The following is a 25689-nucleotide window of genomic DNA, read 5'->3' as shown; positions in this document are numbered from 1 at the left end:
CACCCCCGGCCTGGCGGTGGTTCTGGTGGGCGAGGATCCGGCCTCCCAGGTCTATGTGCGCTCCAAGGGCAAGCAGACCGTCGAGGTCGGCATGAACTCCTATGAGCACAAGCTGGACGCGGACACCTCGGAAGCGGATCTGCTGGCGCTGATTGATCAGCTGAACAACGACGCATCGGTGCATGGCATCCTGGTGCAGCTGCCGCTGCCGGGGCACCTGGACGAGGATCTGGTGATCAACTCGATCGCGCCGGAAAAGGACGTGGACGGCTTCCACATCTCCAACGTTGGCCTGCTGGGCACCGGCCAGAAGTCAATGGTGCCCTGCACCCCGCTGGGCTGCCTGATGATGCTGCGCGACCACCATGGCTCGATCTCGGGCATGGACGCGGTTGTGATCGGCCGCTCCAACATCGTCGGCAAGCCGATGGCGCAGCTCCTCTTGGGCGACAGCTGCACCGTGACCATCGCGCATTCGCGCACCAAGGACCTGCCCGACGTGGTCCGCCGCGCCGACATCGTGGTGGCGGCCGTGGGCCGTCCGGAAATGGTGCCGGGCGACTGGATCAAGGAAGGCGCCACCGTGATTGACGTGGGCATCAACCGGATCGAGCGCGACGGCAAGAACGTGCTGGTGGGCGACGTCGACTTCAACTCGGCGGCCGAGCGCGCCGGCGCCATCACCCCGGTCCCCGGCGGCGTCGGCCCGATGACCATCGCCTGCCTGCTCGCGAACACCGTCACCGCCTGCTGCCGCGCAAACAACCTCGCAGAGCCAGAAGGCCTCACCGCGTAAGCTGCGCCGCAGAATGGTAGTTTACTAAAGGCGCCCCTTCGGGGCGCCTTTTTCAGTCTGACCGCATGGAACAAATGCCCCTTGGGAAGGGGCGAAAGATGCCATCCTTTTAACAAGCTTTGTCCAAAAGGCAGCCCGGAACGCGCTCCACTGATGCAGGGTAAATTTTGTCTAAAGGAGTTTTGGAATGGGGAGTTTCCTGATGATGGGTGCGGGATTGGTTTGGGGTGTTTGCACTTGGTGCATACACGCGCGGTGTTCATAGCGGCGCTTTCTAGCCTCAGGCTTAAAGGGGCTCCACAGCTTTGACGGGCACCATAAAACAGGCGGGGGACTGAGGGCTCAAACCGGGAGACGAACCGGAACCATTGTGCCTTGCAGGATTGCCGTCAGTTTTTCCTGGCCGTCTTTCACTGCATGAACTTCGGCCGTCACAATCACCAGGCGGCGGCCGGGCTTGATCACTTTTCCGGTGGCGCGCAGGAGATCTCCGTCGCCGGGAGCGAGCAGGTTGATCTTCATCTCTGCCGTCATCACTTCGCTGCCCTCGGGCATTACAGTCAGCGCTGCATAGCCTGCTGCGGTGTCGCCGATCGCAAAGCTGAGAGCAGCATGGGCCACATTGTGCTGCTGGCGGCTGCCGGGCAGGATGGGTGCGATGATGACAACTTCGCCGCCGGACACGCTTTCGATCCCGGCGCCTAGCGTTTGCATCATGCTTTGCTTTGCGAAGCTTTGGCGGATTTTGTCGTCGATAGCGCTCATCTCTGTCTCTCCCAGCGTTTGCTGGCAGCATAGACTGGCAAATGCGCTTGGGGTGAATGACGCTGCGCTATCTAGCGGGGCATCGGAACCGGTGTCGGGCGGGGGCCGGTCAGGATGGCCAATGCCTCTGAGCCCATCAGGTCCGCAAAAACGGGATCTGTACTGCGCAACCCGCCAGTATACGTGCCGAAGGCGGGCATGATCAGGCGCTGCGAGTCCAGCAGAAAGGCTGGGCGGGACGTGCCGCGCACCCGAGCCTTGGGGTGGTAGTGGCCAGAGACCTCTGCGGCGGCTTGAGAGGCTGCTATGTGGCGGAAAGTCAGCGGTCCGATGGCAATTTCCTGAGCATGTTCGCCACCAAACAGGGCCGGGGCCGGGTCATGGTTGCCCTCCACCCAGATCCAGCGGCGGTGTCGCATGAGGCTGGACAGTTGCGCCATTTCTGCCGCTGGCAATGAACGGGAGGCGGCGTCATCGTCAAAACTGTCGCCAAGGCACACCAAGGTTTGAGCGCCGGTCTCCTTGAGCGCAGCTTCGAGCCGCTGGAGAGTGTCCCGCGTTTCATAAGGCGGCAGAGCACTGCCGCCGCGCCGGGCGTGGCGTTCGGATTTGCCCAGATGCAGGTCCGAGACGCAGAGGGTTTGGTGTTCAGCCCACCAGAGCGCGCCGGAGCCAAGGGCAGTGAGGCTCGCGCCGGCCAGAGTGAAATCAAATCCGTTCATACCGCTGTCTTTAGCGGGTGGCACGGTCTATGCAAGCAGGGCAAGGCACAGTGTTTCGAAACAAGGCAGCAGGGAAAATTGGTTGGAGGTGCTATTGTCCTGATTTTTGCGGTTTCATTTCTGCTGTACCGCCGCCATTTGCAAAACCCTGTTTATGGCCCACTGCACGAGGAAGGGCTGATTTGGAAGCGGACCGGGTTTCATTTGTTTCAGGCTGTTTTCCGAGACAAGTCTGACCCCCTGAAACCGCTGCAGATGCGCTTAGGCCTTACGGGTTTGATCCTGGGGGCTGCTGCAATTGCCGCTGCCGCTACGGTCATCTTTCTGAATGCTTGAATCGCTGCGGGCGTGGATCTGAACCTGCGAGGGCGTCACTGCAGCCGGTCCAGGCCGGATTGCCGCATCAGCGCCTCTGCCTCGCGCTGCAGAAGCTTCTCCTCGGCGGCGCCTTTTACCGGTACCTTGCCAACCTCCAAAAGCAACGGCGCGGCGAGCGGAGAAATCTGTTCCAGCCGCTTCAAGGTGATGCGGCCGTTGATTCGCGCTATCATCTCTTCGATGCGGCCGAAGTCGACCAGCCCGCGCAGGGCCTCCTCGCGGGTGATATCCAGCAGCAGGTGGCCGGGGTCGTATTTCCTCAGCGTGTCATAGAGGATGTCGGAGGAGAAGGTTGCCTGGCGGCCGTTCTTGCGGGTGCCTGGTGTATTGCGTTCGATCAGCCCGGCAATGGTGGCGGCGCCGCGGAAGGCGCGCTTCATCACCGCATTGCCCGCCAGCCAGCCCTCCAGCCCGTTGCGCAGGGCGTCGATTTCGAACAGCGAGGCGGGGTCGGTCAGCTCTTCCAGTCCCCAGATCAGCGTGGCGTAATCGGTGGAGACAAAGCCCAAGGGGTCGAGGCCGAGCTCTTCCATCCGCTTGGTGAGCAGGAGACCCAGCGTCTGCTGAGCGTTGCGGCCGGCAAAACCGTAGATACAGGCGTGCTCGCGGCCTTCATGCGGGAAGCTTTCGATCAGCAGGGATCCGGCACGGGGAAGTTCCGATACCTGGCGCTGCAGCTCCAGCCAATCGGCCGTGTGGCGGGGCAGGGAGGGCCAGCTCTCCTGTTTGAACATCTCCAGGATACGGGCGCTGAGCTGAGTGGAAGTGGCGAATTTGGTGCCGGAGAAGACCGCGATCTTGGGTTTCCTGCCGGAGTTTCGGGTAACTTCCACAGTCATTTCGCGCAGGCCTTCATAACGTACGGTCTGGCCGCCGATCAGGAAGGTGTCGCCAGGGGTGAGGGTGGCGGCAAAGGCCTCTTCGATCTCACCCAGCGGCTTGCCGCCGCGGCTGCGCTTCAGGCGGACCTTCATCAGGTCGGCGTCCTGGATCGTTCCCAGGTTCATACGGATGCGCTGTGCGGCGCGCGGGTCGCGCAGCTGCCATCGGCCGTCGGGGCGCTGCAGCAGGCGCTGCCACTGGTCATAGGCTTTCAGCGCATAGCCGCCGGTGGCGCAGAACTCCAGGCAAGCGTCAAATTCATCGCGGGGCAGGCCTGCATAGGCGCCGGCCTGGGTCATCTCGGCATAAAGTTCATCAGGGCTGAAAGGGCCTGAGCAGGCGGTGATCAGAATGTGCTGGCACAAAACGTCACGGGGGCCCGGACCGCGCGCGTCACCGTCCAGATCGCCAGCACGCACGGCTTCCAGTGCGGCGCGGCATTCGACCACTTCAAAGCGGTTGGCCGGCACCAGCAGCGCCTTGGAGGGCGCGTTGTAACGGTGGTTGGCACGGCCGATACGCTGCACCAGGCGTTTCACGTTCTTTGGGGCGCCGATCTGGATCACCAGATCCACATCGCCCCAGTCGATCCCAAGATCCAGCGAGCCAGTACAGACGATGGCGCGCAGTTCGCCGCGGACCATTGCCGCTTCGACCCTTTCGCGCTGCGTCCGGTCGAGCGAGCCGTGGTGGATGCCGATGGGCAGCGCGTCCTCGTTGGCGAGCCAGAGGTTGCGGAAGAAGATCTCGGCCTGGGCGCGGGTATTGTGGAAGATCAGAGTGGTCTTGTGGGCCTTGATCTGCGCCATCACAGCGGGGATTGCATAAGCAGCACTGCCGCCTGCCCAGGGCGGCGCTTCTGCTGTTTCCAGCATGTGGATGTCCGGAGCAGGGCCGGGGTCGGCCAATATGATTGCACAGGGATCCGGATGGCGGGCGAGATAGCTGGCGATGGCCTGCGGGTCGTCGACAGTGGCCGACAGCCCGACCCGGCGCAGCTCGGGGCAAAGGGTTTGCAACCTGGCCAGGGCCAGCATCAATTGGTCGCCGCGCTTGCTTTCGGCCAAGGCGTGGATTTCATCGACCACGATACGCTTCAGGCCTCTGAAGGTACGGCTGGCATCCTCGTAGGAGGTGAGAAGCGCGAGGCTTTCCGGTGTGGTCAGCAGAATATGCGGCGGGTCAGCGCGCTGGCGTCTTTTGCGGCTGGCAGGCGTGTCGCCGGTTCGGTCGTCGATACGGATAGGCAGGCCCATCTCTTCGACAGGCGTGCGCAGGTTGCGTTTGATGTCTGAGGCCAGCGCCTTGAGCGGCGAGACATAGAGTGTGTGAAGCCCTTCGTGATTGCTGTCTGCCAGCTCCGCCAGGGTCGGCAGAAAGCCGGCCATGGTCTTGCCGCCGCCGGTCGGAGCGATCAGCAGGGTGGCGGGATCCTCTGCCTGCTCCAGCATGGCTTGCTGATGCGGGTGGATGGACCAGCCTTTTGATGCAAACCAGTCTGGAATGATGCGGGGCAGAAAAGACATGCCTACTGTCTAGTGCAGCCGCGCCGTTCTGCCAATCGCGGGCCGGGTTGCTCCCGCCCCCGCACAAGCCCCGGCAGCGCCGGAGCTTGCAGGCGGCGTTGGGCGTGGCACCGCGCAAAGCGCGGTGCCACGCCCAACGGGAGGAAACCTGTTCGCAGAACAGGCTGACGACGGGCGGGAGAATCTCCGGCTCGCAAAGAAAACCGGTTTTACAGGCTTTGGAAACTGCCGGCCGGCAGCTCCAGGATTCAACTCATTTAACGATCTTCTCGTTCTTCACGAACATGTTGGCCCAGGCGCGGTCGATCAGTTCCGGAGACATCTGGTAGGGAATGCCTTCGAACTCGCAGATCGCAATCATCTGGTCGATCAGGAACACCGGCTGGTAGTTCGCGTAGACATTGCCGATCGTCGGGTATTTCCGCTTCAGGAGGTGCACAAGGGCGCCTTCATCCAGCGGCATGCCCTTCTTGCGCGCGACCATGGCAAAGATTTTGAGGTAGTTTTCCTGGTCCGGCCCGTCGATCTTGATCTTGAAGAAAATCCGCCGCAGCGCCGCGTTGTCGAAGATTTCGTTCGGGTGGAAGTTGGTGGAAAAGATCACCAGCGTGTCAAAAGGCACCTCGAACTTCTCGCCCGACTGCAGCGCCAGGATGTCCTTGCTTTCCTCCAGCGGCACGATCCAGCGGTTGACCAGTGCCTGGGGCGGTTCTGCCTGGCGGCCAAGGTCGTCGACGATGAAGATGCCGCCGGTTGACTTCAGCTGCAGCGGCGCCTGGTAGGTGCGCGCGGTCGGGTTATAGACCAGGTCCAGCATATCCAGCGACAGCTCGCCGCCGGTGATAACGGTGGGGCGCTGGCACATCACATAGCGTGTGTCGAACCGCTTGCGGCGGCGCAGCGCATTAGGATCTTCCGGTTCCTGCTCGACCTCGGTGTGCACGATCGGGTCATAAACGGTGATCACCTGGCCTGAGTATTCGATGGCGCGCGGCACATAGACATGATCCCCCAGCGCATCGCGGATGCCGTTGGAGATCGAGGACTTACCATTGCCGGGCGGGCCGTACATCAGGATCGAGCGGCCGGCGCTGACGGCGGGCCCAAGGTGGTCCAGCAGGCTGTCGGGCAGGATCAGGTGCCCCATCGCATTGGTCAGCTGGTCGCGGGTCACCTGAATGTTGCGGATCGACTGGCGCTTGACCTGCTCGCGGTAGATATCGAGCGGCACAGGCATGGCGCCGAAATACTCGGACTGGCTGAGGGCATCCAAGGCCCGCGCCTTGCCGGCATCGGTCAGCTGATAGCCCATCTCGTTGCCGCTGTTGGCGTTGAGCGTGCCGGTGGCCTCCAGCAGTTTCTGCTCGCGGGCAATATCCACCAGCTCCTGGGTCACGGAAGCGGGCAAGCAGATCGCCTCGGCAATCTCGGTCACGTTCTCCACGTTCTTGCGGAAAATGGTCTTGAGCAGGATGTCCCGCATCATCACCAGCGGCAGCTGCATCTGCGCCAGCCCTCGGGGGGCGGGAGGGGCCATCACGGTGAGGTTCTGCATGTTCATGGCGGTGCCTGCTCCTGAAGTCCGGATCTGTGCCCCGTCTGATGCGGGGCGCTGCTTGGAAACAGACTATTCAGGACTGTGGCAACAGCGGGGCAGAGCTGCAGCATTTCCGCGGTGGCAACGGCAATTCCGGGACAGTTTTACAGGCCCCTTGCCAGTGCCGGGCAGTCAGGTGCCAAAATTTGCCGCCAGCACCAGGTAGAGCGCCAGCGTGGCGCCCAGGCACAGGCCCATGGGGAAGCTCTTGCCGGTTTCCCAGCTCTGCCATTGCGGGGCGAGGCGGCGCAGCGGTGTGTATTTCGCGATCCGGTGGGCAGTGAAGCCGGCCAGCAGAGTGGCGGCAAAAATGATCATCAGGAGACGCAGGTCGCCAAGCGCAAAAAAAGGCGCTGCGGCACCGGCAAATTTGGCATCTCCGGCGCCCACGGCACCGGCGGAGTAAAACAGGAAGCCAAGGCCGATGCCCACAGGCAGATGCAGCAGATGCCAGCCGTAGTCGGACCAGCTGGGCATCACCAGAGCGCCGATCACCACATAAACCACCGCCAGCACATCAACCGCCCAGTTGGGGATACGCATGCCGCGCAGATCCGTCAGCGCAACCGTGTAGCAGAGCGGCAGCACAAACGGCAGAAACCACAAGGCAGCATGGGCCGGGAATTGCATGGATCAGCCGTTCTCCAGGGCCGCCAGCGCGCGGGAGGCTTCCTCGAAGTGCTGAGGATGGGTGTCGATGGCTTCCCGCAGCAGGCCTTCGCCGGTTTTCACATCGCCCTGCTTCACCGCGGACAGCGCCAGTGTGTGCAGCAGCAGGGCGCGTTCGGTCTGATCCATCGGAATCACAGGCAGGGTGTAGTTGCGCTGCGCTCCGCGGGCCAGCACCAGGTTATTTTTGGCGGTGAACAGCGTCTGGTCCTGGCGGATCGACTCGCCGAACAGCCGCTCGGCGCCGGAAAAGTCGCCCCGGGTGAGCTTGGAGTAGCCCCAGTTGTTCATCACCTTGGCGGGTGTCGTGGTCAGACCGGCCGCGATTTCATAGAAGCTGTCGGCGCGCTTCCAGTCCTTGCTGGCGTCAGCCACAACGGCTTCAAGGCGGTAGCGTTCGTACGTCTCATGGGTCGGCGGCACTTGGTCCAGTTCTGCTTTGGCTTCATCCCATTGGCCGCTGCGCACCAGGGCACCGGCCAGCTGCACCCGGTCGGCGCTGGTGGAGCCCTTCATCGACACGGCCTTTTTCCAGGCCGCGGTGCCTTCGGTGGTGCGTTTGGCACGGATCAGCGAATGCGCCAGGCCGCGCTGCAGTTCGATCCGGTCCGGATTGTTCTTGAGGGTGCGCTGGAAATGGGTCACCGCTTCATTGGGGTCTGCGACGGTCAGCATGACGTCGTTGAGGTTGGCCTCATCGACGACATTCACCTCCTGAAAGGCCCGTTCCACGGTTTCATCGGCTTTTTCCGCACAGGCCGACAGGACCAGCGCCCCTGCCAGAGAAGCGGATAGGAAAAACTGCTGGCGCATTGGTGCGTCCTTTTTACTGCTCTGCCTCTGTCATGGTGCGTTGCGAATCAGGTAGCTGCCGCCGCCTTGCCGCACCAATTTGTATTCTTGGTTTTGAGGGGCAGTATGCGCAGGATTTTCCAGTTTTGCGAGTGCCAGCCGCAAATTATCGCGGATTGCGTCACTTTCGCCATTGTCAAGCGCGTAGGCGCGCTGGAACACCTGCACCGCTTCCGCGGTCTTGCCGCGTTCCATCAGCACCACGCCGAGGTTGTTCATCGGTTCGGGCCAGGAGGGATCCGTCTCCACCGCCTGACGCAGCAGCTCTTCGGCCTGTCCGAGCCGCCGCAACCCCAGTTTGGCAGAGCCCATGCCGGACAGAACCTCCGGCGTCAGCCCCTGGTCCAGCGCAGCCCGGGTAAAGGCCTCGAGCGCCAGCTCATGCTCGCCTGCAGCCATCAGGCGGTTGCCCACCAGCAGCCCGTCCTCAGCTGATTTGCGGTGATCCGCGCCCGGCGCCCAAGGGCTGCCCTTGTCCTGCTTAAGGCCGCCCGGTGCGCAAGCCACCGCCAGCGCAAGCGCGCTGGCGGTGGCGGCCGCTGGCAGCAAACGGGCAGCCAGTGCCCGTGGCGTGTTTCTCATTACTGGGGTCCTGCGTTGCCCATGTTCATAATGCCCTGAACCGACGGGCCGACCAGAATGATCAGCAAGGGCGGAACAGTCAGCCCCATTGTGGCAAGGGTCATCTTCACGGGCAACTTGTTTGCGGCCTCTTCCGCACGCATCACACGCTTGTCACGCATTTCCCCCGCATAGACCCGCAGGGCATCGGCAATTGAGGTGCCGAAGCTGGCGGATTGGATCATCACGGTGACAAAGGAGGAGATATCCTGCACCCCGCAGCGGGTGCCCATATCGCGCAGCACCTTGTCCTTTTCCTTGCCCGCTTTCATTTCGTGGGCAACGACTTCGAATTCTTCGGCCAGTTCCGGGAAGGAGGCATGCAGTTCCTTGGCAACGCGGACAATTGCCTGATCCAGCGACTGGCCGGCTTCGACGCAGACCAGCATCATATCAAGCGCGTCCGGGAAACCTTCGGTGATCTTCTGCTTCCGCTCCTCGATCCGGCGGGTGACCCAGTATTTGGGCAGCATATAGCCGGCCACGCCGGGGCCGACGATGCGAAGCGCCATCTGCTGGCTGTCATAGTCCATGTCGGCATTCAGCACGTAAACGAAGAACAGCCCGCAGCCGAGGCCGATCAGGCCAAGGGCAAACTGGGCAAAGTGAAACAGCCGGACCGAATCCTTGGAATGGTAGCCGGCCTGGCGCAGCTTGAGCTCCATTGCGGACAGCTCTTCTGCATCCTGCGGTTCCAGGAAGCCGGCGAATTTCTGCAGCTGCTCGTTACGGTCGGACTGGCGCAGCCGCTCCTTTTGCGGCTTGGCCCGGGTTTCCGGCGCCATGTTCTTTTGCAGCTTTTTCAGCGGGTCCTCGGGCTGGTTCAGCAGCAGCGGGACCGCGAGCAGGATCATGAACAGCCCGGCGATACCCAGCACCAGAAGCGGGCCGAATTCACCAAGCTGCGACGTGAGCATGTCGTTTATTCCGGTCAGAAAATCCACGGTCCCCTCCTTAGACTTTGATGTTGGTCAGCATGCGCATGACAAAGAGGTTTGCGGTCAGCATCACGCCCACAGCGAAACAGGCGGGGATGAACCAGGGGTGGTCCAGCACGTTGTCATAGTAATTCGGGTCCTTGACCAGAATGCCGACCAGGCAGAACAGCGGGAAACCCGACAAGAACTTGCCAGACCATTGCGCCTCGGCAGTGATCGCCTTGACGCGGCGGAACAGGCGGAAACGTGCGCGGATCACCTTGGCCAGGCCTGCCAGCACCTCGGCGAGGTTGCCGCCCGACTGCTGCTGGATGGTCACCGCCACTGCCAGGAAGCGCATGTCCTGCATGTCCAGCCTTTGCGCCATCTCTTTCAGCGCCTCGCCGACATCGCGGCCATAGGCGCACTCATCGGCGATGATGCCGAATTCGGTGGCCAGCGGATCTTCGACCTCATTGGCGACAATCTGGACTGCCGAGGAGAACGGGTGGCCGACGCGCAGGCTGCGCACCATAAGCTCCACCGCATCAGGCAGCTGTTCTTCGATCAGCGCCATCCGCTTGGTGGCCTTTTTGTTGACCCAGAAGAACACCGCGCCGACACCGATGATGACGGATCCAAGGACCCGGACGGGCAGGGGGGCAGATGTGCCGATGCTGAGGCCGACAAAGGCGACACCGGCCAGCCCGGCCATGATCAGAATCAGCTGCCGGGGCGAAAAGGCGATGGCTGCTTTCTGGGCCCGCTCCGACAGCAGCGAGTAAAGCGGGATCGACTGCGATTTGGCGTGCTGCCCCAGCTCCTTGCGCAGCTGTTCCAGCACCTGCTCGCGGTTGCTGCCCTTCTCCATCATTTCCAGCCGGCGGTTGACCCGGCTGTTCAGGCTGATCGACTTGCCGAAAGTGAACAGATAGAGGCCTTCGACCAGCGCCAGGACGCCAAAGAAGATCAGGCCGTAAATAAGCGGTTCTGCACTCAGTTGCATCAGCGCGCCTCCATCACGGTGGGCTCATAGATCGATGGCGGCAGGTCAAAACCCCAGAGGCGGAAGCGTTCGGAGTAATGGCTGCGCACGCCCGTGGCGGTGAAATGGCCGATGATCTTGTTGTCCGGCGTCAGCCCGACGCGCTGGAAGCGGAAGATTTCCTGCATTGAGATCACGTCGCCTTCCATGCCGGTGATTTCGGTAATCGAGGTCATCCGGCGCGAACCGTCCTGCAAGCGCGAGGCCTGCACGATCAGGTTCACCGCCGAGGAGATTTGGCTGCGCACCGCTTTGATCGGCATTTCGATGCCGGCCATTGCGATCATGTTTTCCAGACGCGAAATGCCGTCGCGGGCCGAGTTGGCGTGAATCGTGGTCATCGAGCCGTCATGGCCGGTGTTCATCGCCTGCAGCATGTCGATCACTTCCTCGCCGCGGGTCTCGCCGACGATGATGCGGTCGGGGCGCATCCGCAGAGCGTTTTTCAGACAGTCGCGCGGGGAAACCTCGCCCTTGCCTTCGACGTTGGGCGGGCGGCTTTCCATCCGGCCCACATGAGTCTGCTGCAGCTGCAGTTCCGCGGTGTCCTCGATCGTCAGGATCCGTTCGGCGTTGTCGATGAATGAGGACAGCGCGTTCAGCGTGGTGGTTTTACCTGAACCGGTGCCGCCGGAGACGATCACGTTGAGACGCGTCGACACCGCGGCTTGCAGATATGCAGCCATTTCTTCGGTGAAGGCGCCGAATTGCACCAGGTCATCAATGCCTAGCTTGTCTTTTTTGAACTTCCGGATGGAAACCAGCGATCCGTCCACCGCGATTGGCGGCACCATCGCATTGAAGCGCGAGCCGTCAGCCAAGCGGGCGTCAACGTAAGGGTTGCTTTCATCGACACGGCGTCCCACGGCGGAGACGATTTTGTCGATGATCCGCATCAGGTGCTTCTCATCCTTAAAGGTGATGTCGGAGAGCTGCAGCTTGCCGCTGCGCTCAACAAAGATCTGCTGCGGCCCGTTCACCAGGATATCGCTGACCGTATCGTCCTGCAGCAGCGTCTCCAGAGGGCCAAGGCCTGTGACCTCGTCATACAGTTCTTTGTTCAGCTGCTGCCGGTCCTCCCGGTTCAGCACGATGCTTTTCTCGGCTAGGATCTCAGTAGCGATCGAGGCGATCTCGGTGCGCAGTTCAGCCTCGCTGGCGTTTTCCAGCGCGGCCAGGTTCAAGTTCTCCAGCAACTCGCGGTGCAGCTGGATCTTGATCTCGCCCAGACGTTCCTTGCGCTTGCGCTCCTTGTCCATCGGCTGCGCTTCGGCAGCCTTGGGCTGGACCGGGCGGCGCAGGGATGCGGCCGGTTTGGCCGCTGCAGCCGGCTCCGCCGCCGCTTGAGGTGCGGGCGTGACCGGTTTGGCCCCTTGCTTCTTGAACTTTGAAAACATCAACTCACCCCCAGATTAAGCCGCTCAGGCGGCTTCGGCTTCAGTCCGGCCCAGCTCATGCAGCGAGGCTGCCAGCTTGGCAATTTCCTTGCGCAAGGGATTCTTTGCGGCCGAAACAGCCAGCGGCAGCCCATGGTCGCAGCTCTGCAGTACCTGCTTGCCGCCGTCGGGCAGTTGCAGGTCGATCGAGATGCTGAGGCTTTCCGCCATCCGCTTGACCCGGCTTTTGCCGGTGAGATCTGTAAATTTCGGGGCCCGGTTCAGGGCAAAGCGTAGCTTTTCGAAGGGAAGATCCTCGGATTGCAGCGCCCGTTTCATGCGCAGCGCGTTCTGGGCTGAACGCATGTCCAGCTCGATCATCGCAAAATACACATGCGCCATGTTCAGCACGGTTTCGGACCATTGCACCAGCGTGTGCGGCATGTCGATGACAACAAAGTCAAAGTGGCTGCGTGCCATTTCCACCACACGGGTGATGTCTTCGGGCGAGACCAGATCCAGCGGCACCATTTCCGCAGGCGCAGTCAGAACTTGCAGCTTTTCCTGGAACGGCAGCAGCGACTGCCCGAACAGGTCTTCGTCCATGCTGTCCGTTTCGCTGAGCATCTCCATCACCACCTCGCGGCGGGGCAGGTCCAGGTAGGTCGAGACCGAGCCATACTGCAGATCCAGGTCCAGCAGGCAGACGCTGGGCTCTTCGTGCTCGCTGAGCGCGGCGAGCTCCCAGGCCAGGTTAACTGCCATTGTGCTGGCACCGGTGCCGCCAGCCAGGCCGTGGCAGACGATGACAGCGCCTTCGCGCTGACTTCCGGATTGCAGCTGATGCGGGTTCGGGACGGTTTCAGGCTCAGGTGCCTGAAGTCGGTCGATGGCCGCCTGCAGCTCCTGCTCCGGCAACGGGTAGGGGACAAATTCATCCGCGCCCTGGCGCAGCAGCGTGTGCAGCGCGGCCGGGGTCACGTCTTCGGCAATCAGGATCACCTTGATGCCGCGCGCCTTGGCCTGGGTGATGATCTCGCCCATCAGCGGCAGGTCGCCTTCGTCCGAGCTGTCGATGGCCAGAGCAACAAACTGCAGCGGTTCCGCCTCGGGCTGGCCGAAGAAGGCCAGTGCTTCGGTAAAGCCCAGATCTCCCCAGGCTTCGCCCAATGCGGTTTCCATGTCCTCGATCAGGAGGTCGAAGTTCTGCACGTCACGGCTGATCGTGCAGGCAACAATCGCAGGTGTCTCTGTTTGCGGCATTCCGCTGCTCATCGCCATCATCCTTGTTCACATGGACGGACAGCGCTTTGGGCACAGTCCGCCTCTTGGAAACAATGTCGATGGCAATCTGGGCGACATTGGGGCCAAAAAGCCCCAAATATAGGGAATTGTTAATACCTTGGCCGCGCTAGGGCCGCAGAACCAGTTACTCCAGCTCGCGGCGCAGCGACTTCTGCTCGGTGAGGGTGGTTTCCGGCACTGCGCTTTCCAGATACTCACGATAGATGATCTGGGCGTATTTGCCATCCAGCACCGAAGGGTGGCGCTTGAGGAAGCCGCTCACCTCGGTGACGGTGCGCCGGTTGCGGCGCTCCCGGTCCTGAGTCGGGATCAGCGGCTGGGTCTCGCCATGCGAAACAACGGCTTCGAGGCGGCGGCGGCTGATGCCGCGCGAAACCAGGTAGTTCACCGCCGACCGGGCCCGGCGCAGGCCAAGCGCCTTGTTGTAGGCGTTGCTGCCCACTGCGTCGGTGTGGCCAAAGACACGGAAGCGGACTTCCGGGAACTGTTTGATCCACAGGGCCTGACGGTCCAGCACCGCGCGCGCCTCCGCATCCAAACGGGAGCTGTCGAAGTCGAAGTTGATGGTTGTCGGCACTTCCTTGGCGAACCGGCTTGCCAGCTGGATGGCATAGTTGCGCTCACCGCTCATCACCGCTGCATTATTGAGGGTTGCCTCGCCGAACTCCCCTTTCCGGTTCAGTTCGCGCCCGGCTTCCCGCTCGCAGGCGGCAGCGGTCAGGACAAGGCCGAGAATTGCAGCGGTTCTGATCATCGGTGCCTCTCCTCTATCAGTCCAGCACGTAGCCGTAAGAGCCGTTGAAGTCCTGCTTGGCCACTTCGGCGGCGGGGCCGTTCTTGGTGCGGGCGGTGCGCCCGAACAGGAACAGGTCGCGCTCGCTTGGCGGTGCCACCCGGTCGGTTGGCAGGGTCAGCGCCTCGCCGCGGGTCGGGGTTACCAGATGAGCGCTGACAATAATGACCAGTTCGGTCTGCTCACGCTGGTAATCGGCGCTGCGGAACAAGGCACCCAGTACCGGGACGTCGCCCAGCCAAGGCAGCTGCGCGGAATTGTCGAGGAATTCGTCGCTGATCAGCCCGGCAATGGCAAAGCTTTCGCCATCGCGCAGCTCAACCGTGGTCGAGGTCTCGCGGCGCGAGAACGCATCGATGGTAAAGTTGTTCAATGTCAGAGAGTTGGCCGGATCAATGGCCGAGACTGCAGCATTCAGTTCCAGATTGATCAGGTCACCGTCGACCACCCGGGGAATGAAATTCAGCTCAATACCGAAAGGCTTGAATTCAATCGTGATCAACCCGTCAACCTGCGCAACCGGCACCGGGTATTCGCCGCCGGCCAGGAATTTCGCCTCCTGCCCTGACAGGGCCGAGAGGTTGGGCTCAGCCAGAGTGCGGACAACGCCCTTTTGCTCCAGCGCTTCCAGCAGCAGGCTGACCTGGACGGAGCCCGCGTTAAAGCCGAACAGGAAGGCGCCGGTGTTTTCGTTGGCGGCCGGAAGATTGCCGGCCAGAGAGTTGGCCAGCGCACCGGAGTTGTTCAGTGTGTTGACGCCGCCGGTGCGGCCGTTGCCTGTGCCGCCGTTGAAGCCCAGAGAGGCGCTCAGCGATTTCGAGACCGAGCGCTGCATTTCGGCAAACCGGACCTTCAGCATCACCTGCTGAACACCGCCTACAGCCATCAGGTTGCTGACCCGTTCCGGCGCATAGCGCTCGGCCAGGTCCAGCGCCCGCTGCAGCCGTGCCGCGCTCGAGACGGTGCCGGAAAGTACGATGCCGTCATTGGCGGTGCGCACTTCGATCTTCTCGTTGGGCAGGATCTGGCGCAGGCGCTGCTTGAACTCGGTGACATCTGCTGCCACCCGCACGTCCACATTGGTGATCAGCCGGCCGGAGCCGTCAAGCAGCGTCAGCGTGGTCAGGCCCGGGGATTTGCCCAGCACGTAGATGGTACGGTCGGACAGCGAAGAAATATCTGCGATCCCGGGGTTGGCGATGCTGAGCTCAGCAAAGGGGGTTTCGCTTTCCACTACAACCGCGCGGTTCATCGGCACGTCCAGCGTCGCCGACGTGCCTTTTTTCACTACCCGCAAGGATTGCGCCGATGCCCCATCCGCCTGCGGCATGCCAATAAGCGATAGCCCCATCAGGGCCGCCGCCACGAACCGTCGAATTGCCATGTGACCTGCCTTTCCGATCACGCCTCAAAATCCGGGTCTTTTTGCCCGCTCTTTCGGCCACTGTGGTTCAGATCCCGAATTTTTGCAAGAATCAATGGCTTCGCAGCCTTTCCTAAGCGGAATCCATTGTGGGGCAAGGGCAACAGGCAAATCAGCCGCGCTTCCGGTAGAAGTGCGGCTGATCTTGCTAACAGCTTGCGCTGAAATAGATTTCTTAGTCGGCACAGCGGATCGGGATTTCCACAACTTCGGCGCCGCGGCGGTTGCGGATGGTGCAGACCCTTTCCTTTTCTACCTGCTGCGGCGCTTCCAATGCACCCAGACCAAGCAGTTTGCGCTGATCCACTTCCACAACTGCGGCGATGGTGTCATCCCCCGCGCCGACCAGGGCCAGCGACAGCCGCCCGGTGGATTGGGCGTGGGTCAGCGTGGCGACCTGCTCGGGGAGGGCCGCTACAGTGACCGTCCGTGCAATAATCGCCTCGTTGATGTCGCCGCCTGCGCTTTGGTCGACTGCGACCAGCTCCACGTTGGTCTGGATCAGACGGGTTACTTCACCGCGGCTGATGGAGGCGTCCGGCATCATGCCGGTCCAGTAGACGTCCACTTTGTCGCCCGGGCGCAAAAAGCCCGAAACGCCGGAGGATACGTCCACTTTGATTGCGAAGGCGCGCATGCCGCGAGCCAGCCGCGAGGTGATGCCGGCATCCTCGCCGGGACGGGTGACCTTGACGGCCATAACCGCCTCATCTTTCTCCATCGCCCGCAACACCACCCGCTGTTTGTCTCCGCTTTCCGGCGGAAACAGAGCTTCGATGCTGGTAAAGGCGCCCTCAGGAATTGCATCCTCGGGCCAGCGCACCGCACGGACCGCTTCCTTGGACAGGCGTTCGCCGTATTTCAGCGGCTTGGTGGCGACGAACACATCCACGGTCGGCACGGTTTCCGCTCTGGCGGCGCGTTCCCGTGCCAGCTCGTTCTGGTATGCCGAAATGTACTTCTTGGCCATCATGACGGCGCCGCCGGCGAGGGCGACACCGACAATCAGTACAAGCCCGAAAACTGCACGCATTGTGTTACCTCTCATCAACATGAGCCGGAGTTCCGCAAGCAGAACCGGCTGTGTGGAAATTTTAACTTCGGCGAAAACTGCCGGCTTCTGCCGGGCCGCAACGACGGCGGGCGGGGAGGCGGAGGCGCGATTCGCGCGCCGTCAGCCGAAATCCCAGTTGGTCATATAAGACGCAATCAAATTGGCCAGCCCAAGGGCGCCGTCTTCCATCGAGGCTGCAATCAAGGCAGCCAGCCCGACCGCTGCAGCGCATAGAATGACCCAATCGACAGTTACCGCGCCGTCATCGCTTGCCAGGTAGGACCATAGCGTTTTCATGATCTGGGCCTCACTGTGTAAACCGAAAGGTTAAAGGAAGCTGTGCCTTGAACCAGTCAAGGCACAGCCTAGGCAGCTTTGATTAGCTGGTGGTCGCGGTGTTCGGGTCCTGCTTGCCCAAGAAGGTGCTGGTTTTGTCGGTCAGGTCGTCAGCACCGTCTTCGATGGCGGTGTAGACCACACCGCCCAGAGCGGCGACAGCTGCGGTCAGAACAACCCAGTCCACGGTCACGGCGCCGGATTCTTCTTTGCGGAAGTTTTTGAAAAATTTGATCATGCCTTAGTCCCTCCAAAGGAAAATTGGTTCTGAGATCAGCCCTGCCAGGGAAGTTTGCCCGCTCTCTCTCATTGGGCGCCCCGTCAGGTGATGAAGTCATTAAGCTTTATGAATGGGGCGTTAATTTGGCGTAATCCTGGACATTTCGCCCCATAGCCGGAAATTGCGAAAATAAAATTGTCAGGCCTGTGGCGTGACCGGCTGCTGCCAGAAACCCGTTCCGGTATTGACCGGACACCTCAAGAACAAGAAGGGCCGCCCTGCGAGCAGGGCGGCCTGATTTTCGATAGAATTCCGTAATCCGGATTAGCTGGTGGTCGCGGTGTTCGGGTCCTGCTTGCCCAGGAAGGTGCTGGTTTTGTCGGTCAGGTCGTCAGCACCGTCTTCGATGGCGGTGTAGACCACGCCGCCCAGAGCGGCGACAGCTGCGGTCAGAACAACCCAGTCCACGGTCACGGCGCCGGATTCTTCTTTGCGGAAGTTTTTGAAGAATTTGATCATGTCTTGGTCCCTCCAAAGGATCTCAGAATTTACGTTATCCCGCCATCTCGCCAGGGTCTGCTCTCTCACCTGCTCGACCACTGTCCGGCTTGGATGAGTACATATAGCCAGTGCAGCGTGGCAGGATTTGGGCTGAAAGCCGGAAAATGCCGCCCAATTTTTACTTTTCGGAAAGAACTTGGGTAGCGTATTGATTTTGCTAAATTAATTTTTCGTTACCGCCTGCCGCCCCGTGATATTTTCGTGCCAGGCCGGGGCAAATATGGCGAATACGCCAGATTCCGGCGCGGATTTTCTGGCATTTGCAGGTCAAGTCTCCGAGTCTGGCGCAAAGAGAAACCATTGGCAGGCAAAGCAATGTGCTATCGCAACGCAGTTTTGGCGCTGGCAGCCTGTGCCATGCCCTTTGCAGCCAAAGGGCAGGAGCAGCAGCCCAAACCCTTTCCTGAATTCGAGGCGAAACGGATCAAGCCGCCGGGGCCCGGAACGGGCAAGCGCATCACGATCCAGATTGAACCGGGGCCCGGCCATCAGCAGTCTTCGGAGGCAGCCCAGCCGGCAGAGGCCTCCGCGGGGGATCCATCCGCGCCTGCCGGGCGCTACGGTTGGTTCTGGGACAAGATTGCACCGGGGATCGAGGCTTCGGGACCTGGCCGCCTGGATCAGGCCTTGCATACGCTGAGCGGCGCCAAGGACCTGGCGGCTCCGCGTCTGCAACTGATGCAGGAGATCGCGCAGGAACGCGGCGTGCAGATTCTAATGGAAAGCGCCGGCACAAAGGTGTCGCCGGCGCTGGTGCTGGCAGTGATCGCAGTCGAATCCGCCGGCAAGGCAGATGCCGTCAGTTCCGCGGGGGCACAGGGCCTGATGCAGCTGATGCCGGATACGGCCGTCCGCTTCGGAGTCGGCGATGCCCTGGAGGCGCAGCAGAACATTGCTGGCGGCATCCGCTACCTGGATTGGCTGATGGACGAGTTCGGCGGCGACCCGATTCTGGTGCTGGCAGGTTATAACGCAGGCGAAGGCGCGGTGCGCAGCCATCAGGGAGTGCCGCCCTTTGCCGAAACGAGGGATTATGTGCCCAAGGTCCTGGTGGCCTATCAGGTGGCCCGCGGGTTGTGCCTGACACCGCCGGAACTGATCTCTGACGGTTGCGTCTTCCGTGTCATGCAGTAGCCGGCTGCTGGCTGCCTGCAGCTCAATGGAGGCAGGTTTTTCGGAAATTTTCCGGTGTTGAAGCTTGGCGATCATTTTTCTGCCTGAATCGCCTGCTTTCAGTGCGGTTGTTTGAAACCGAGTCATTGGAGGCCAAATTTGGAACTAGGCATTGATCCGGCGGCTATTGCTGCCGGTTCCAAGGAATTGAGCAGCACATTCACACTGATTGCGGTCATCGCTTTTGTCGGGTTCTTCGGGCGGCTGGTGTTTGTGGCTTTCGCTCCTGGGATTGCAAAGGCAAACCCGTTCCGGAATTTTTCGGCCGCTGGCTTTATTCTGCTGGCCGCGGTGCTGTTTGGCGGCGGGCTTTATGTCTCTGGCAAGGCAGTCAAGGCCGAGGTTCTGCTCAAGCGGCATCTGGTCGATCCGGTTCTGGTCAGCTGGCTGGGCCGGGACAGCTGCGACCCTGGTGACGGCAGCTATTGCGTCGTGGTGTTTGAAAAAGGTCAGGAAAAGATCGTGAACTGGTACGACAAGCGGGTCTATATGTGGGAAATTGTAAATCCTGCCGAGGGTGCTGTTTGGCACACATTACGGCCCCGGCCCCGGCCGGGCGGAGCAGCCGAAGCTTGAAACGGACAAAGGCCCGCCGGAAACCCGGCGGGCCTTTCCACGTGAGCGGCTGTCAGGCAGGCAGTTCTTGATGGCCGGCTTGCAGCCCTAGCGATCGGCGCCTATGCCCGCGGGCCGCGGTGAAAGCCGCATCGGACGCCAAAAGAAAGCCCGGCTGCTGGTGCAGCCGGGCCAATGCTGTCAGCAATGAATGGCGGGTCAGCCGACGATGGCTGCCTGCGTGGCGTTCCGCAGTTCGTCCTCGCTGACACCCTCGGCCAGCTCGACGATCTTCAGCCCGCCTTCGACGACGTCCAGAACCCCCAGGTTGGTAATGATGCGGTCGACAACGCCTTTGCCGGTCAGCGGCAGGGTGCATTCCTTCAGCACCTTGCTGTCGCCGTGCTTGTTGGTGTGGTCCATCACCACCACCACGCGGCCAACGCCGGCCACCAGGTCCATGGCGCCGCCCATGCCCTTGACGAGCTTGCCGGGGATCATCCAGTTGGCCAGGTCGCCATTTTCGGCCACTTCCATCGCGCCCAGGATCGCCATGGCGATCTTGCCGCCGCGGATCATGGCGAAGGATTGCGACGAGTCGAAATAGGCGGTCTGCGGCAGTTCGGTGATGGTCTGCTTGCCGGCGTTGATCAGGTCCGGGTCCTCTTCGCCCTCATAGGGGAAAGGGCCCATGCCAAGCATGCCGTTTTCCGACTGCAGGGTCACTTCGACGCCTTCGGGGATGTAATTGGAGACCAGGGTCGGAATGCCGATGCCGAGGTTCACATACCAGCCGTCCTGCAGCTCCTGCGCGGCGCGTGCCGCCATCTGATTGCGGTCCCAAGGCATTATGCTTGCTCCTTCTGACGGACGGTGCGCTGTTCGATGCGTTTCTCGTGATCACCCTGAATCAGGCGGTTCACATAGATTCCGGGCAGGTGGATCGAGTCGGGGTCCAGCGAGCCGGTCGGCACGATCTCTTCCACTTCGGCAACGCAGATCCTGCCGCAGGTGGCGGCCGGTGCGTTGAAGTTGCGGGCGGTCTTGCGGAACACCAGGTTGCCGGTCTCATCCGCCTTCCAGGCCTTGACGATCGCGAGGTCGGCAAAAATGCCTTCCTCCATGATGTAGTCCTCCATGGCGCCCTCCGGCCCGGTGGGGAACTGTTTTTCAAGCTTGCCCTCGGCAATCACGGTGCCAACGCCGGTTTTGGTGAAGAAGCCGGGGATGCCTGCGCCGCCGGCGCGCATGCGCTCGGCCAATGTGCCTTGAGGATTGAACTCCAGTTCCAGTTCGCCGCTCAGGTACTGGCGCATGAATTCCGCGTTCTCGCCCACGTAGGAGGAGATCATCTTTTTCACCTGGCGGGTTTGCAGCAGGATGCCGATGCCGAAGTCATCGACGCCCGCGTTGTTGGAGGCAAAGGTCAGGTCCTTGGTGCCCGCGTCCTTGATCGCCTGCAGCAGAAGCTCAGGAATGCCGCAGAGGCCAAAGCCGCCTGCGGCGATGAACATGCCGTCGTGAAGCAGCCCGTCGAGTGCTTCAGCGGCGCTGGAATATACCTTTTTCATGGAGTTCTCCCAATATGCCGGTTGCAGGATTTCTGGCCCTGGCCCGTGGGAGAGTCAATGAATACGGAGACGGGCAGGTATTTCTACGGAGAGGCTTGCGGCGCAGGGGAGGGAGGGCTCCCGCGCCTTCCTGGCGGACTTGCCTCCGGCAATTCAGCCATCAGGCTTGGGCGTGGCGCCGCTGCGCGGCGCAAGAGCTTCAGCTGAGAAGCTCTCTAAGGGCAAATGCGCCCTTAGAGAGCAAGTACAAGTGTGTCTTTGTTTCTCAACGCGTCAAGGGCAAGCCGCTTGCGCGGCGGCTGCGCCGCCCTTGACCCGCTGTGAAACAGTTGCGGTCTGCGGCCGCGCCGCGTCAGCGGCGCCGGGCCCAACGGCGAGGGCGCATGAAATGCGCCTGGAGCCGGCGGGAGTGCATCTGTTGCGGCTGGGCGGAAGGTCAGCTTTTAGCCGCAGCCTTTTTCTTCGGAGCGGCTTTCTTCTTGGTGCCCTTCTTGCCGGACTTCTCCGCAATCAGCTGCACGGCCATCTCCATGGTCACATCCTTAGGTTCCACGTCCTTGGGCAGGGTGGCGTTCACCTTCTCCCATTTGACATAAGGCCCGTAACGCCCGTCCATGATGTTGACTGCGCCGCCGCTTTCCGGATGCTCGCCCAGTTCCTTCAGCGGTTTTGCCGCTGCCCGGCTGCCGCGGCGCCCGGGGTTGGCGCGCTTCTCTGCCAGCATCTCCACTGCCCGGTTCATGCCGATCTCGAAGACGTCCAATGTCTCTTTGAGGTTGACGTAGACGGGTTTCTCCTCGTCCGGAAGCTGGTGCGCGATATAAGGTCCGAACCGGCCCAGGTTGGACTGGATGGCGCCGCCGTCCGGGTGCTGGCCGATCTCGCGCGGCAGAGTCAGCAGCGTCAGCGCCTGCTCCAGCGTGACGTCATTGGGCCCCCAGCCGGGCAGGAAGTCCTTGCCTTGTTTGGGCAGCGAGGAACGCGGCGGCTTCTTATTCTCCGGCGTGGCTTCGCCGCGCTGCACATAGGGTCCGAACCGCCCGGATTTCAGGTGGATCTCGTCGCCGTTGTCTTCGCCGAGGATGCGTTCATAGCCTTCGGCCCCTTCGCCTGAAATCGGGCGGGTGTAATTGCATTCCGGATAATTGCCGCAGCCGACAAAGCCGCCGGTGCGCGAAGTCTTCAGGTGCAGCTGGCCCGCGCCGCATTTCGGGCAGCTGCGGGGGTCGGTGCCATCCTCGCGCGGAGGGTACAGCTGCGGCGCCAGCGCGTCGTCCAGCACATCCAGCACTTCGGTGATGCGCAGGTCGGAAGTCTCCGAAATTGCCGCCGAGAAATCACGCCAGAACCGGCCCAGGAGATCCTTGTAGTTGCGGTCACCCGCGCTCACGTCATCCAGCTCTTCCTCCAGGTTTGCGGTGAACTCGTAACCGACGTATTTGCGGAAGAAGTTCAGCAGGAAGATGGTGACGATCCGGCCCTTGTCCTCGGGGAACAGGCGGTTTTTCTCCTTGCGGACGTATTCGCGGTCCTGGATGGTGGTGATGACGGATGCATAGGTCGAGGGGCGGCCGATGCCCAGCTCTTCCATCCGTTTGACCAATGTGGCTTCGGTGTAGCGCGGCGGCGGCTGGGTGTGGTGCTGCAGCGCCAGCACGGCGCCGTCTTCGGAGATCACCGAAGCGTCCTTGCCAGCCTTGTCAGCCTGCGCCGCCAAAGAGGAAGCGAATTTCAGCGCCTCGCCCTGCATGATCTGGGGAAGACGCTTGTCGTCCTCATCCGAGACATCGTCGCGGCCTTCCTCGTAGACACGCATGAAGCCGTCGAACAGCACCACCTGGCCGGTCGCGCGCAGCACCACCTGGCGGTCGTCCGAGCCGATGTCGACGGTGGTGCGCTCCAGCCGGGCGCCTTCCATCTGGCACGACAGGGTTCGCTTCCAGATCAGGTCATAAAGCTTGCGCTGATCGTCGTCGCTAACTTTCAGGCTTGCGGCATCACGGCTCATATCCGTCGGGCGGATACACTCGTGCGCTTCCTGGGCGTTCTTTGCCTTGTTTTTGTAGATCCGCGGAGAGGACGGCACGTATTCGGCGCCGTAGCGCTTCTCGATCTCGGCGCGGGCCTCCTGCACGGCCTCCGGCGCCATGTCGATGCCGTCAGTCCGCATATAGGTGATCAGGCCAGCTTCATATAGCCGCTGCGCCGCGTTCATTGTCTGGCGCGCACCCATGCCGAACTTGCGGCTGGCTTCCTGCTGCAGGGTCGAGGTCATGAAAGGCGCAGAGGGGTTGCGCGCGGCCGGTTTGGCCTCGACCGACAGCACCGACAGGCTGCGCGAGGCAACCGCCTGCACTGCCAGCTCGGCAGCAGTAGAATTTTTCAGCGAATACTTGTCGAGCTTTTCGCCGCCCAGCACCGTCAGGCGTGCCTCGAATTCCTGGCCGCGCGGGGTCCCCAGCTGGGCGCGCACTGACCAGTACTCCAGCGGGTTGAAGGCTTCGATCTCCATCTCGCGTTCGACGATCAGGCGCAGGCAGACCGACTGCACCCGGCCCGCTGAGCGTGCGCCAGGCAGCTTGCGCCACAGCACCGGCGACAGGTTGAAGCCCACCAAGTAGTCCAGCGCCCGGCGCGCCAGATAGGCCTCGACCAGCGGCATGTCGACCTGACGCGGATTCTGCATCGCCTCGGTCACGGCTTCCTTGGTGATCGCATTGAAGGTGACCCGGCTGACCGGCGTGTCCTTCTTGATCGAGCGGCGCTTGGTCAGCGCCTCTTGCAGGTGCCAGCTGATCGCTTCGCCTTCGCGGTCGGGGTCGGTGGCGAGAATCAGCGCATTGTCCTCTTTCAGCGCGTCGGCAATGGCCTTCACATGCTTGCGGGAATCATTGCCGACCTCCCAGGTCATGCCGAAATCGTTGTCGGTGTCGACCGAGCCATCCTTGGCCGGCAGGTCGCGCACATGCCCGTAAGACGCCAGAACCGTATAGCCGGAGCCCAGGTATTTATTGATTGTTTTCGCTTTGGCCGGGGATTCGACAACAACAACTGGCATTAATTCTGATACCTCTTCGGACCGCTTCTGCGGGTTCTATGGCGGGGCAAGATGTGGGGCGCAAGGGGAGATTGTCAATCCGGGCGTAATGGACGCGGTGGTAAAATCGCTGTTTGCGCTGGTGTTGCGGCGGCTGCGGGGAGGGGCATTCCGGATCCGGTCCAGAGCTTTGCCGGTACAGCTGAAGCAGGGCAATCGGCGTCAGTCCTTCTCCTCCGGCAGAGCCCTGGACAGGAGGCCGCCGGGCTGACGGGTAATTGCGCCTTCCAGTTCCAGATCCGTCAGCGCGGGCGCCAGCTCCTGCGGCGGCAGCGCCAGATCGCGCAGCAGCTCTGCCTCCGGGGTGGGGGAGGGGCCCAGACGGCCGAGGATCTGCTGGTGCAAGGCGTGGGTATCGGCCAGGCTGCGTTTTTCGGGCGGCGGCGCAGGCAGCGCCGCCAGCACGTCCTGCAGGCTGTCTTGCGGCGCCGGGGCCGCGTCGGCGGCCGGTTCCATTGGCGGCAGCGCTTCCAGCACGTCCGCAGCATCGCGGATCAGAACAGCGCCGTCGCGGATCAGCCGGTTACAGCCGGACGAGCGGGCGTCAAACGGATGGCCTGGCACCGCCAGCACTTCGCGGCCATAGTCCAAGGCATCCCTGGCGGTGATCAAACTGCCGGATTTTGCCGCGGCCTCCACCACCACAACAGCGCGGGCCATGCCGGCGATTATCCGGTTGCGCTTGGGGAAGTCGCGGGCCTGGGGTGTTTTGCCCATTGGCTGCTCGGACAGGCGCAGGCCGGTTTCACTGATCTGCGCCGCAAGAGCAGTGTTTTCCGCCGGGTAGATCACGTCAGCGCCCCCGGCGAGGACTGCAATGGTGCCGGTCTCAAGCGCGGCCTGATGGGCTGCGGTATCGACGCCGCGGGCCATGCCCGAAACCACGGTGTAGCCGGCCTCTCCCAGGTTCTGCGCCAGTGCGCGGGCCATGCGCAGTCCCAGCGATGAGGCATTGCGTGCCCCGACGAGGGAGATCATCGGCTTATCCAGCACTGAAAGGGTGCCAATGGCCCAAAGCAAGGGTGGTGCGTCTTTGAGACCGCGAAGAAGCCGGGGGTATTCAGGGTCCGAAAAGCACAAAAGCCGCGCTTTGGCGGCTTTTGCGGCCTTAATTTCGGCGTCCACCGCACTGGCAGGGCATGTTTCATACCCCTTGATACCTGCGGAGCGTGCCATTTCAGGCAGCGCATCCAGCGCGTTCTGCGCTGAACCATGTTCGGCGAGCAGCCGGTGGAACATCACCGGGCCGACCCGCTTGGAGCGCAACAGACGAAGCCAGGAATACTGCGTATCTTCCGTGGTGGGTGGGAGTGGGGGGTGAGTGGAAGAAAATGCTTCTTCAGTCATCCGCAGCTCCGCCTGTTTGCAGAACAAGAATTAACCCTAGGCTGGTTAACAGGTGGTGAACGCGGGGCGGTTTTTTAGAAATACGCCGAAAATTTTTCTAAGTAACCA

At 61.9% G+C, this 25689-nt stretch carries 24 protein-coding genes; 3 read left to right on the top strand and 21 right to left on the bottom strand.

Translation table 11 applies throughout. The annotated features are described in order from the left end of the window. Window positions 1–796: bifunctional methylenetetrahydrofolate dehydrogenase/methenyltetrahydrofolate cyclohydrolase (locus tag RA19_RS14365; protein WP_039163727.1), on the top strand; the 796-nt coding region annotated here is incomplete at its 5' end. A 342-nt stretch (window positions 797–1138) separates the two neighbouring features. On the opposite strand, the gene RA19_RS14360 is transcribed toward RA19_RS14365, so the two are convergent. From RA19_RS14360 to RA19_RS14280, 17 genes are all read right to left on the bottom strand, one after another. Next, window positions 1139–1561 (bottom strand): PaaI family thioesterase, encoded by a 423-nt coding sequence (locus tag RA19_RS14360; protein ID WP_039163725.1) that lies wholly within the window; start codon window positions 1559–1561, stop codon window positions 1139–1141. A gap of 71 nt (window positions 1562–1632) precedes the next feature. Further along, the gene (gene pdeM / locus RA19_RS14355) at window positions 1633–2283 is read right to left on the bottom strand and encodes a ligase-associated DNA damage response endonuclease PdeM (protein ID WP_039163723.1); all 651 of its coding nucleotides are present in this window, start codon (window positions 2281–2283) and stop codon (window positions 1633–1635) included. 371 nt (window positions 2284–2654) lie between these two features. Continuing rightward, entirely contained in the window at window positions 2655–5069 is a 2415-nt protein-coding gene (locus RA19_RS14345) for a ligase-associated DNA damage response DEXH box helicase (protein ID WP_039163719.1), read from the bottom strand. A gap of 253 nt (window positions 5070–5322) precedes the next feature. Next, window positions 5323–6630 carry an ATPase gene (locus RA19_RS14340; protein WP_039163717.1) on the bottom strand — a complete coding sequence of 436 codons (1308 nt, stop codon included), beginning with the start codon at window positions 6628–6630 and terminating at the stop codon, window positions 5323–5325. 168 nt (window positions 6631–6798) lie between these two features. Then, on the bottom strand, window positions 6799–7296 hold the full coding sequence (locus RA19_RS14335; protein ID WP_039163715.1) for a prepilin peptidase: 498 nt from the start codon (window positions 7294–7296) through the stop codon (window positions 6799–6801). Window positions 7297–7299: 3 nt separating this feature from the next. Next, complete coding sequence (locus RA19_RS14330) at window positions 7300–8148, bottom strand: tetratricopeptide repeat protein (RefSeq protein WP_039163713.1); 849 nt, start codon at window positions 8146–8148, stop codon at window positions 7300–7302. 30 nt (window positions 8149–8178) lie between these two features. Beyond that, complete coding sequence (locus RA19_RS14325) at window positions 8179–8769, bottom strand: tetratricopeptide repeat protein (RefSeq protein ID WP_039163711.1); 591 nt, start codon at window positions 8767–8769, stop codon at window positions 8179–8181. Continuing rightward, window positions 8769–9752 (bottom strand): type II secretion system F family protein, encoded by a 984-nt coding sequence (locus RA19_RS14320; RefSeq protein WP_039163709.1) that lies wholly within the window; start codon window positions 9750–9752, stop codon window positions 8769–8771. The genes RA19_RS14325 and RA19_RS14320 overlap by 1 nt, the downstream gene beginning before the upstream one ends. 10 nt (window positions 9753–9762) lie before the next feature. Beyond that, window positions 9763–10731: a type II secretion system F family protein gene (locus RA19_RS14315; RefSeq protein WP_039163707.1), complete on the bottom strand. Its 969-nt coding sequence runs from the start codon at window positions 10729–10731 to the stop codon at window positions 9763–9765. Then, entirely contained in the window at window positions 10731–12167 is a 1437-nt protein-coding gene (locus RA19_RS14310) for a CpaF family protein (protein WP_039163705.1), read from the bottom strand. The genes RA19_RS14315 and RA19_RS14310 overlap by 1 nt, the downstream gene beginning before the upstream one ends. 24 nt (window positions 12168–12191) lie before the next feature. After that, complete coding sequence (locus tag RA19_RS14305) at window positions 12192–13421, bottom strand: AAA family ATPase (protein WP_039163768.1); 1230 nt, start codon at window positions 13419–13421, stop codon at window positions 12192–12194. Window positions 13422–13575: 154 nt separating this feature from the next. Continuing rightward, window positions 13576–14205, bottom strand: coding sequence for an OmpA family protein (locus RA19_RS14300; protein ID WP_039163703.1), 630 nt, complete (start codon window positions 14203–14205; stop codon window positions 13576–13578). Window positions 14206–14221: 16 nt separating this feature from the next. Beyond that, window positions 14222–15628, bottom strand: a complete 1407-nt coding sequence (locus tag RA19_RS14295; protein WP_039163701.1) for a type II and III secretion system protein family protein — start codon at window positions 15626–15628, stop codon at window positions 14222–14224. Between the two features lie 214 nt (window positions 15629–15842). Next, window positions 15843–16700, bottom strand: a complete 858-nt coding sequence (gene cpaB, locus RA19_RS14290; RefSeq protein WP_039163699.1) for a Flp pilus assembly protein CpaB — start codon at window positions 16698–16700, stop codon at window positions 15843–15845. A gap of 141 nt (window positions 16701–16841) precedes the next feature. After that, window positions 16842–17018, bottom strand: coding sequence for a hypothetical protein (locus RA19_RS27020; RefSeq protein ID WP_193748278.1), 177 nt, complete (start codon window positions 17016–17018; stop codon window positions 16842–16844). An 82-nt stretch (window positions 17019–17100) separates the two neighbouring features. Beyond that, window positions 17101–17295: a Flp family type IVb pilin gene (locus RA19_RS14285; protein ID WP_039163697.1), complete on the bottom strand. Its 195-nt coding sequence runs from the start codon at window positions 17293–17295 to the stop codon at window positions 17101–17103. Between the two features lie 306 nt (window positions 17296–17601). Beyond that, window positions 17602–17796 (bottom strand): Flp family type IVb pilin, encoded by a 195-nt coding sequence (locus RA19_RS14280; protein ID WP_039163697.1) that lies wholly within the window; start codon window positions 17794–17796, stop codon window positions 17602–17604. Window positions 17797–18153: 357 nt separating this feature from the next. On the opposite strand from RA19_RS14280, the gene RA19_RS14275 reads away from it, so the two are divergent. Further along, window positions 18154–18972, top strand: a complete 819-nt coding sequence (locus tag RA19_RS14275; RefSeq protein WP_082020536.1) for a lytic transglycosylase domain-containing protein — start codon at window positions 18154–18156, stop codon at window positions 18970–18972. A gap of 186 nt (window positions 18973–19158) precedes the next feature. Then, window positions 19159–19587, top strand: a complete 429-nt coding sequence (locus RA19_RS14270; protein WP_241479071.1) for a hypothetical protein — start codon at window positions 19159–19161, stop codon at window positions 19585–19587. A gap of 198 nt (window positions 19588–19785) precedes the next feature. Here the strand turns inward: RA19_RS14270 and RA19_RS14265 are convergent, their stop codons facing one another. From RA19_RS14265 to dprA, 4 genes are all read right to left on the bottom strand, one after another. Then, a complete protein-coding gene (locus RA19_RS14265) occupies window positions 19786–20415 on the bottom strand; it encodes a 3-oxoacid CoA-transferase subunit B (protein ID WP_039163693.1) in 630 nt (209 codons plus the stop codon). Beyond that, window positions 20415–21137, bottom strand: a complete 723-nt coding sequence (locus RA19_RS14260) for a CoA transferase subunit A (RefSeq protein ID WP_039163691.1) — start codon at window positions 21135–21137, stop codon at window positions 20415–20417. Before RA19_RS14260 ends, RA19_RS14265 begins: the two co-directional genes overlap by 1 nt. A gap of 436 nt (window positions 21138–21573) precedes the next feature. Further along, a complete protein-coding gene (topA, locus tag RA19_RS14255; protein ID WP_039163689.1) occupies window positions 21574–24195 on the bottom strand; it encodes a type I DNA topoisomerase in 2622 nt (873 codons plus the stop codon). Window positions 24196–24396: 201 nt separating this feature from the next. Further along, window positions 24397–25581 carry a DNA-processing protein DprA gene (dprA, locus tag RA19_RS14250; RefSeq protein ID WP_039163687.1) on the bottom strand — a complete coding sequence of 395 codons (1185 nt, stop codon included), beginning with the start codon at window positions 25579–25581 and terminating at the stop codon, window positions 24397–24399. Window positions 25582–25689: the final 108 nt, after the last annotated feature.

The sequence above is a fragment of the Leisingera sp. ANG-M1 genome (assembly GCF_000813745.1).
Classification (GTDB): domain Bacteria; phylum Pseudomonadota; class Alphaproteobacteria; order Rhodobacterales; family Rhodobacteraceae; genus Leisingera.
The sequence above is the reverse complement of the archived record's forward strand: the minus strand, read 5'-3'. Positions and strand labels throughout refer to the sequence as shown.

Bases quoted from the DNA above. Each gene is read 5' to 3' on its own strand.
- RA19_RS14360 (WP_039163725.1), bottom strand. From the start codon at position 1,561: ATGAGCGCTATCGACGACAAAATCCGCCAAAGCTTCGCAAAGCAAAGC.
- pdeM (WP_039163723.1), bottom strand. From the start codon at position 2,283: ATGAACGGATTTGATTTCACTCTGGCCGGCGCGAGCCTCACTGCCCTT.
- RA19_RS14345 (WP_039163719.1), bottom strand. From the start codon at position 5,069: ATGTCTTTTCTGCCCCGCATCATTCCAGACTGGTTTGCATCAAAAGGC.
- RA19_RS14340 (WP_039163717.1), bottom strand. From the start codon at position 6,630: ATGAACATGCAGAACCTCACCGTGATGGCCCCTCCCGCCCCCCGAGGG.
- RA19_RS14335 (WP_039163715.1), bottom strand. From the start codon at position 7,296: ATGCAATTCCCGGCCCATGCTGCCTTGTGGTTTCTGCCGTTTGTGCTG.
- RA19_RS14330 (WP_039163713.1), bottom strand. From the start codon at position 8,148: ATGCGCCAGCAGTTTTTCCTATCCGCTTCTCTGGCAGGGGCGCTGGTC.
- RA19_RS14325 (WP_039163711.1), bottom strand. From the start codon at position 8,769: ATGAGAAACACGCCACGGGCACTGGCTGCCCGTTTGCTGCCAGCGGCC.
- RA19_RS14315 (WP_039163707.1), bottom strand. From the start codon at position 10,731: ATGCAACTGAGTGCAGAACCGCTTATTTACGGCCTGATCTTCTTTGGC.
- RA19_RS14310 (WP_039163705.1), bottom strand. From the start codon at position 12,167: ATGTTTTCAAAGTTCAAGAAGCAAGGGGCCAAACCGGTCACGCCCGCA.
- RA19_RS14305 (WP_039163768.1), bottom strand. From the start codon at position 13,421: ATGAGCAGCGGAATGCCGCAAACAGAGACACCTGCGATTGTTGCCTGC.
- RA19_RS14300 (WP_039163703.1), bottom strand. From the start codon at position 14,205: ATGATCAGAACCGCTGCAATTCTCGGCCTTGTCCTGACCGCTGCCGCC.
- RA19_RS14295 (WP_039163701.1), bottom strand. From the start codon at position 15,628: ATGGCAATTCGACGGTTCGTGGCGGCGGCCCTGATGGGGCTATCGCTT.
- cpaB (WP_039163699.1), bottom strand. From the start codon at position 16,700: ATGCGTGCAGTTTTCGGGCTTGTACTGATTGTCGGTGTCGCCCTCGCC.
- RA19_RS27020 (WP_193748278.1), bottom strand. From the start codon at position 17,018: ATGAAAACGCTATGGTCCTACCTGGCAAGCGATGACGGCGCGGTAACT.
- RA19_RS14285 (WP_039163697.1), bottom strand. From the start codon at position 17,295: ATGATCAAATTTTTCAAAAACTTCCGCAAAGAAGAATCCGGCGCCGTG.
- RA19_RS14280 (WP_039163697.1), bottom strand. From the start codon at position 17,796: ATGATCAAATTCTTCAAAAACTTCCGCAAAGAAGAATCCGGCGCCGTG.
- RA19_RS14275 (WP_082020536.1), top strand. From the start codon at position 18,154: ATGTGCTATCGCAACGCAGTTTTGGCGCTGGCAGCCTGTGCCATGCCC.
- RA19_RS14265 (WP_039163693.1), bottom strand. From the start codon at position 20,415: ATGCCTTGGGACCGCAATCAGATGGCGGCACGCGCCGCGCAGGAGCTG.
- RA19_RS14260 (WP_039163691.1), bottom strand. From the start codon at position 21,137: ATGAAAAAGGTATATTCCAGCGCCGCTGAAGCACTCGACGGGCTGCTT.
- topA (WP_039163689.1), bottom strand. From the start codon at position 24,195: ATGCCAGTTGTTGTTGTCGAATCCCCGGCCAAAGCGAAAACAATCAAT.
- dprA (WP_039163687.1), bottom strand. From the start codon at position 25,581: ATGACTGAAGAAGCATTTTCTTCCACTCACCCCCCACTCCCACCCACC.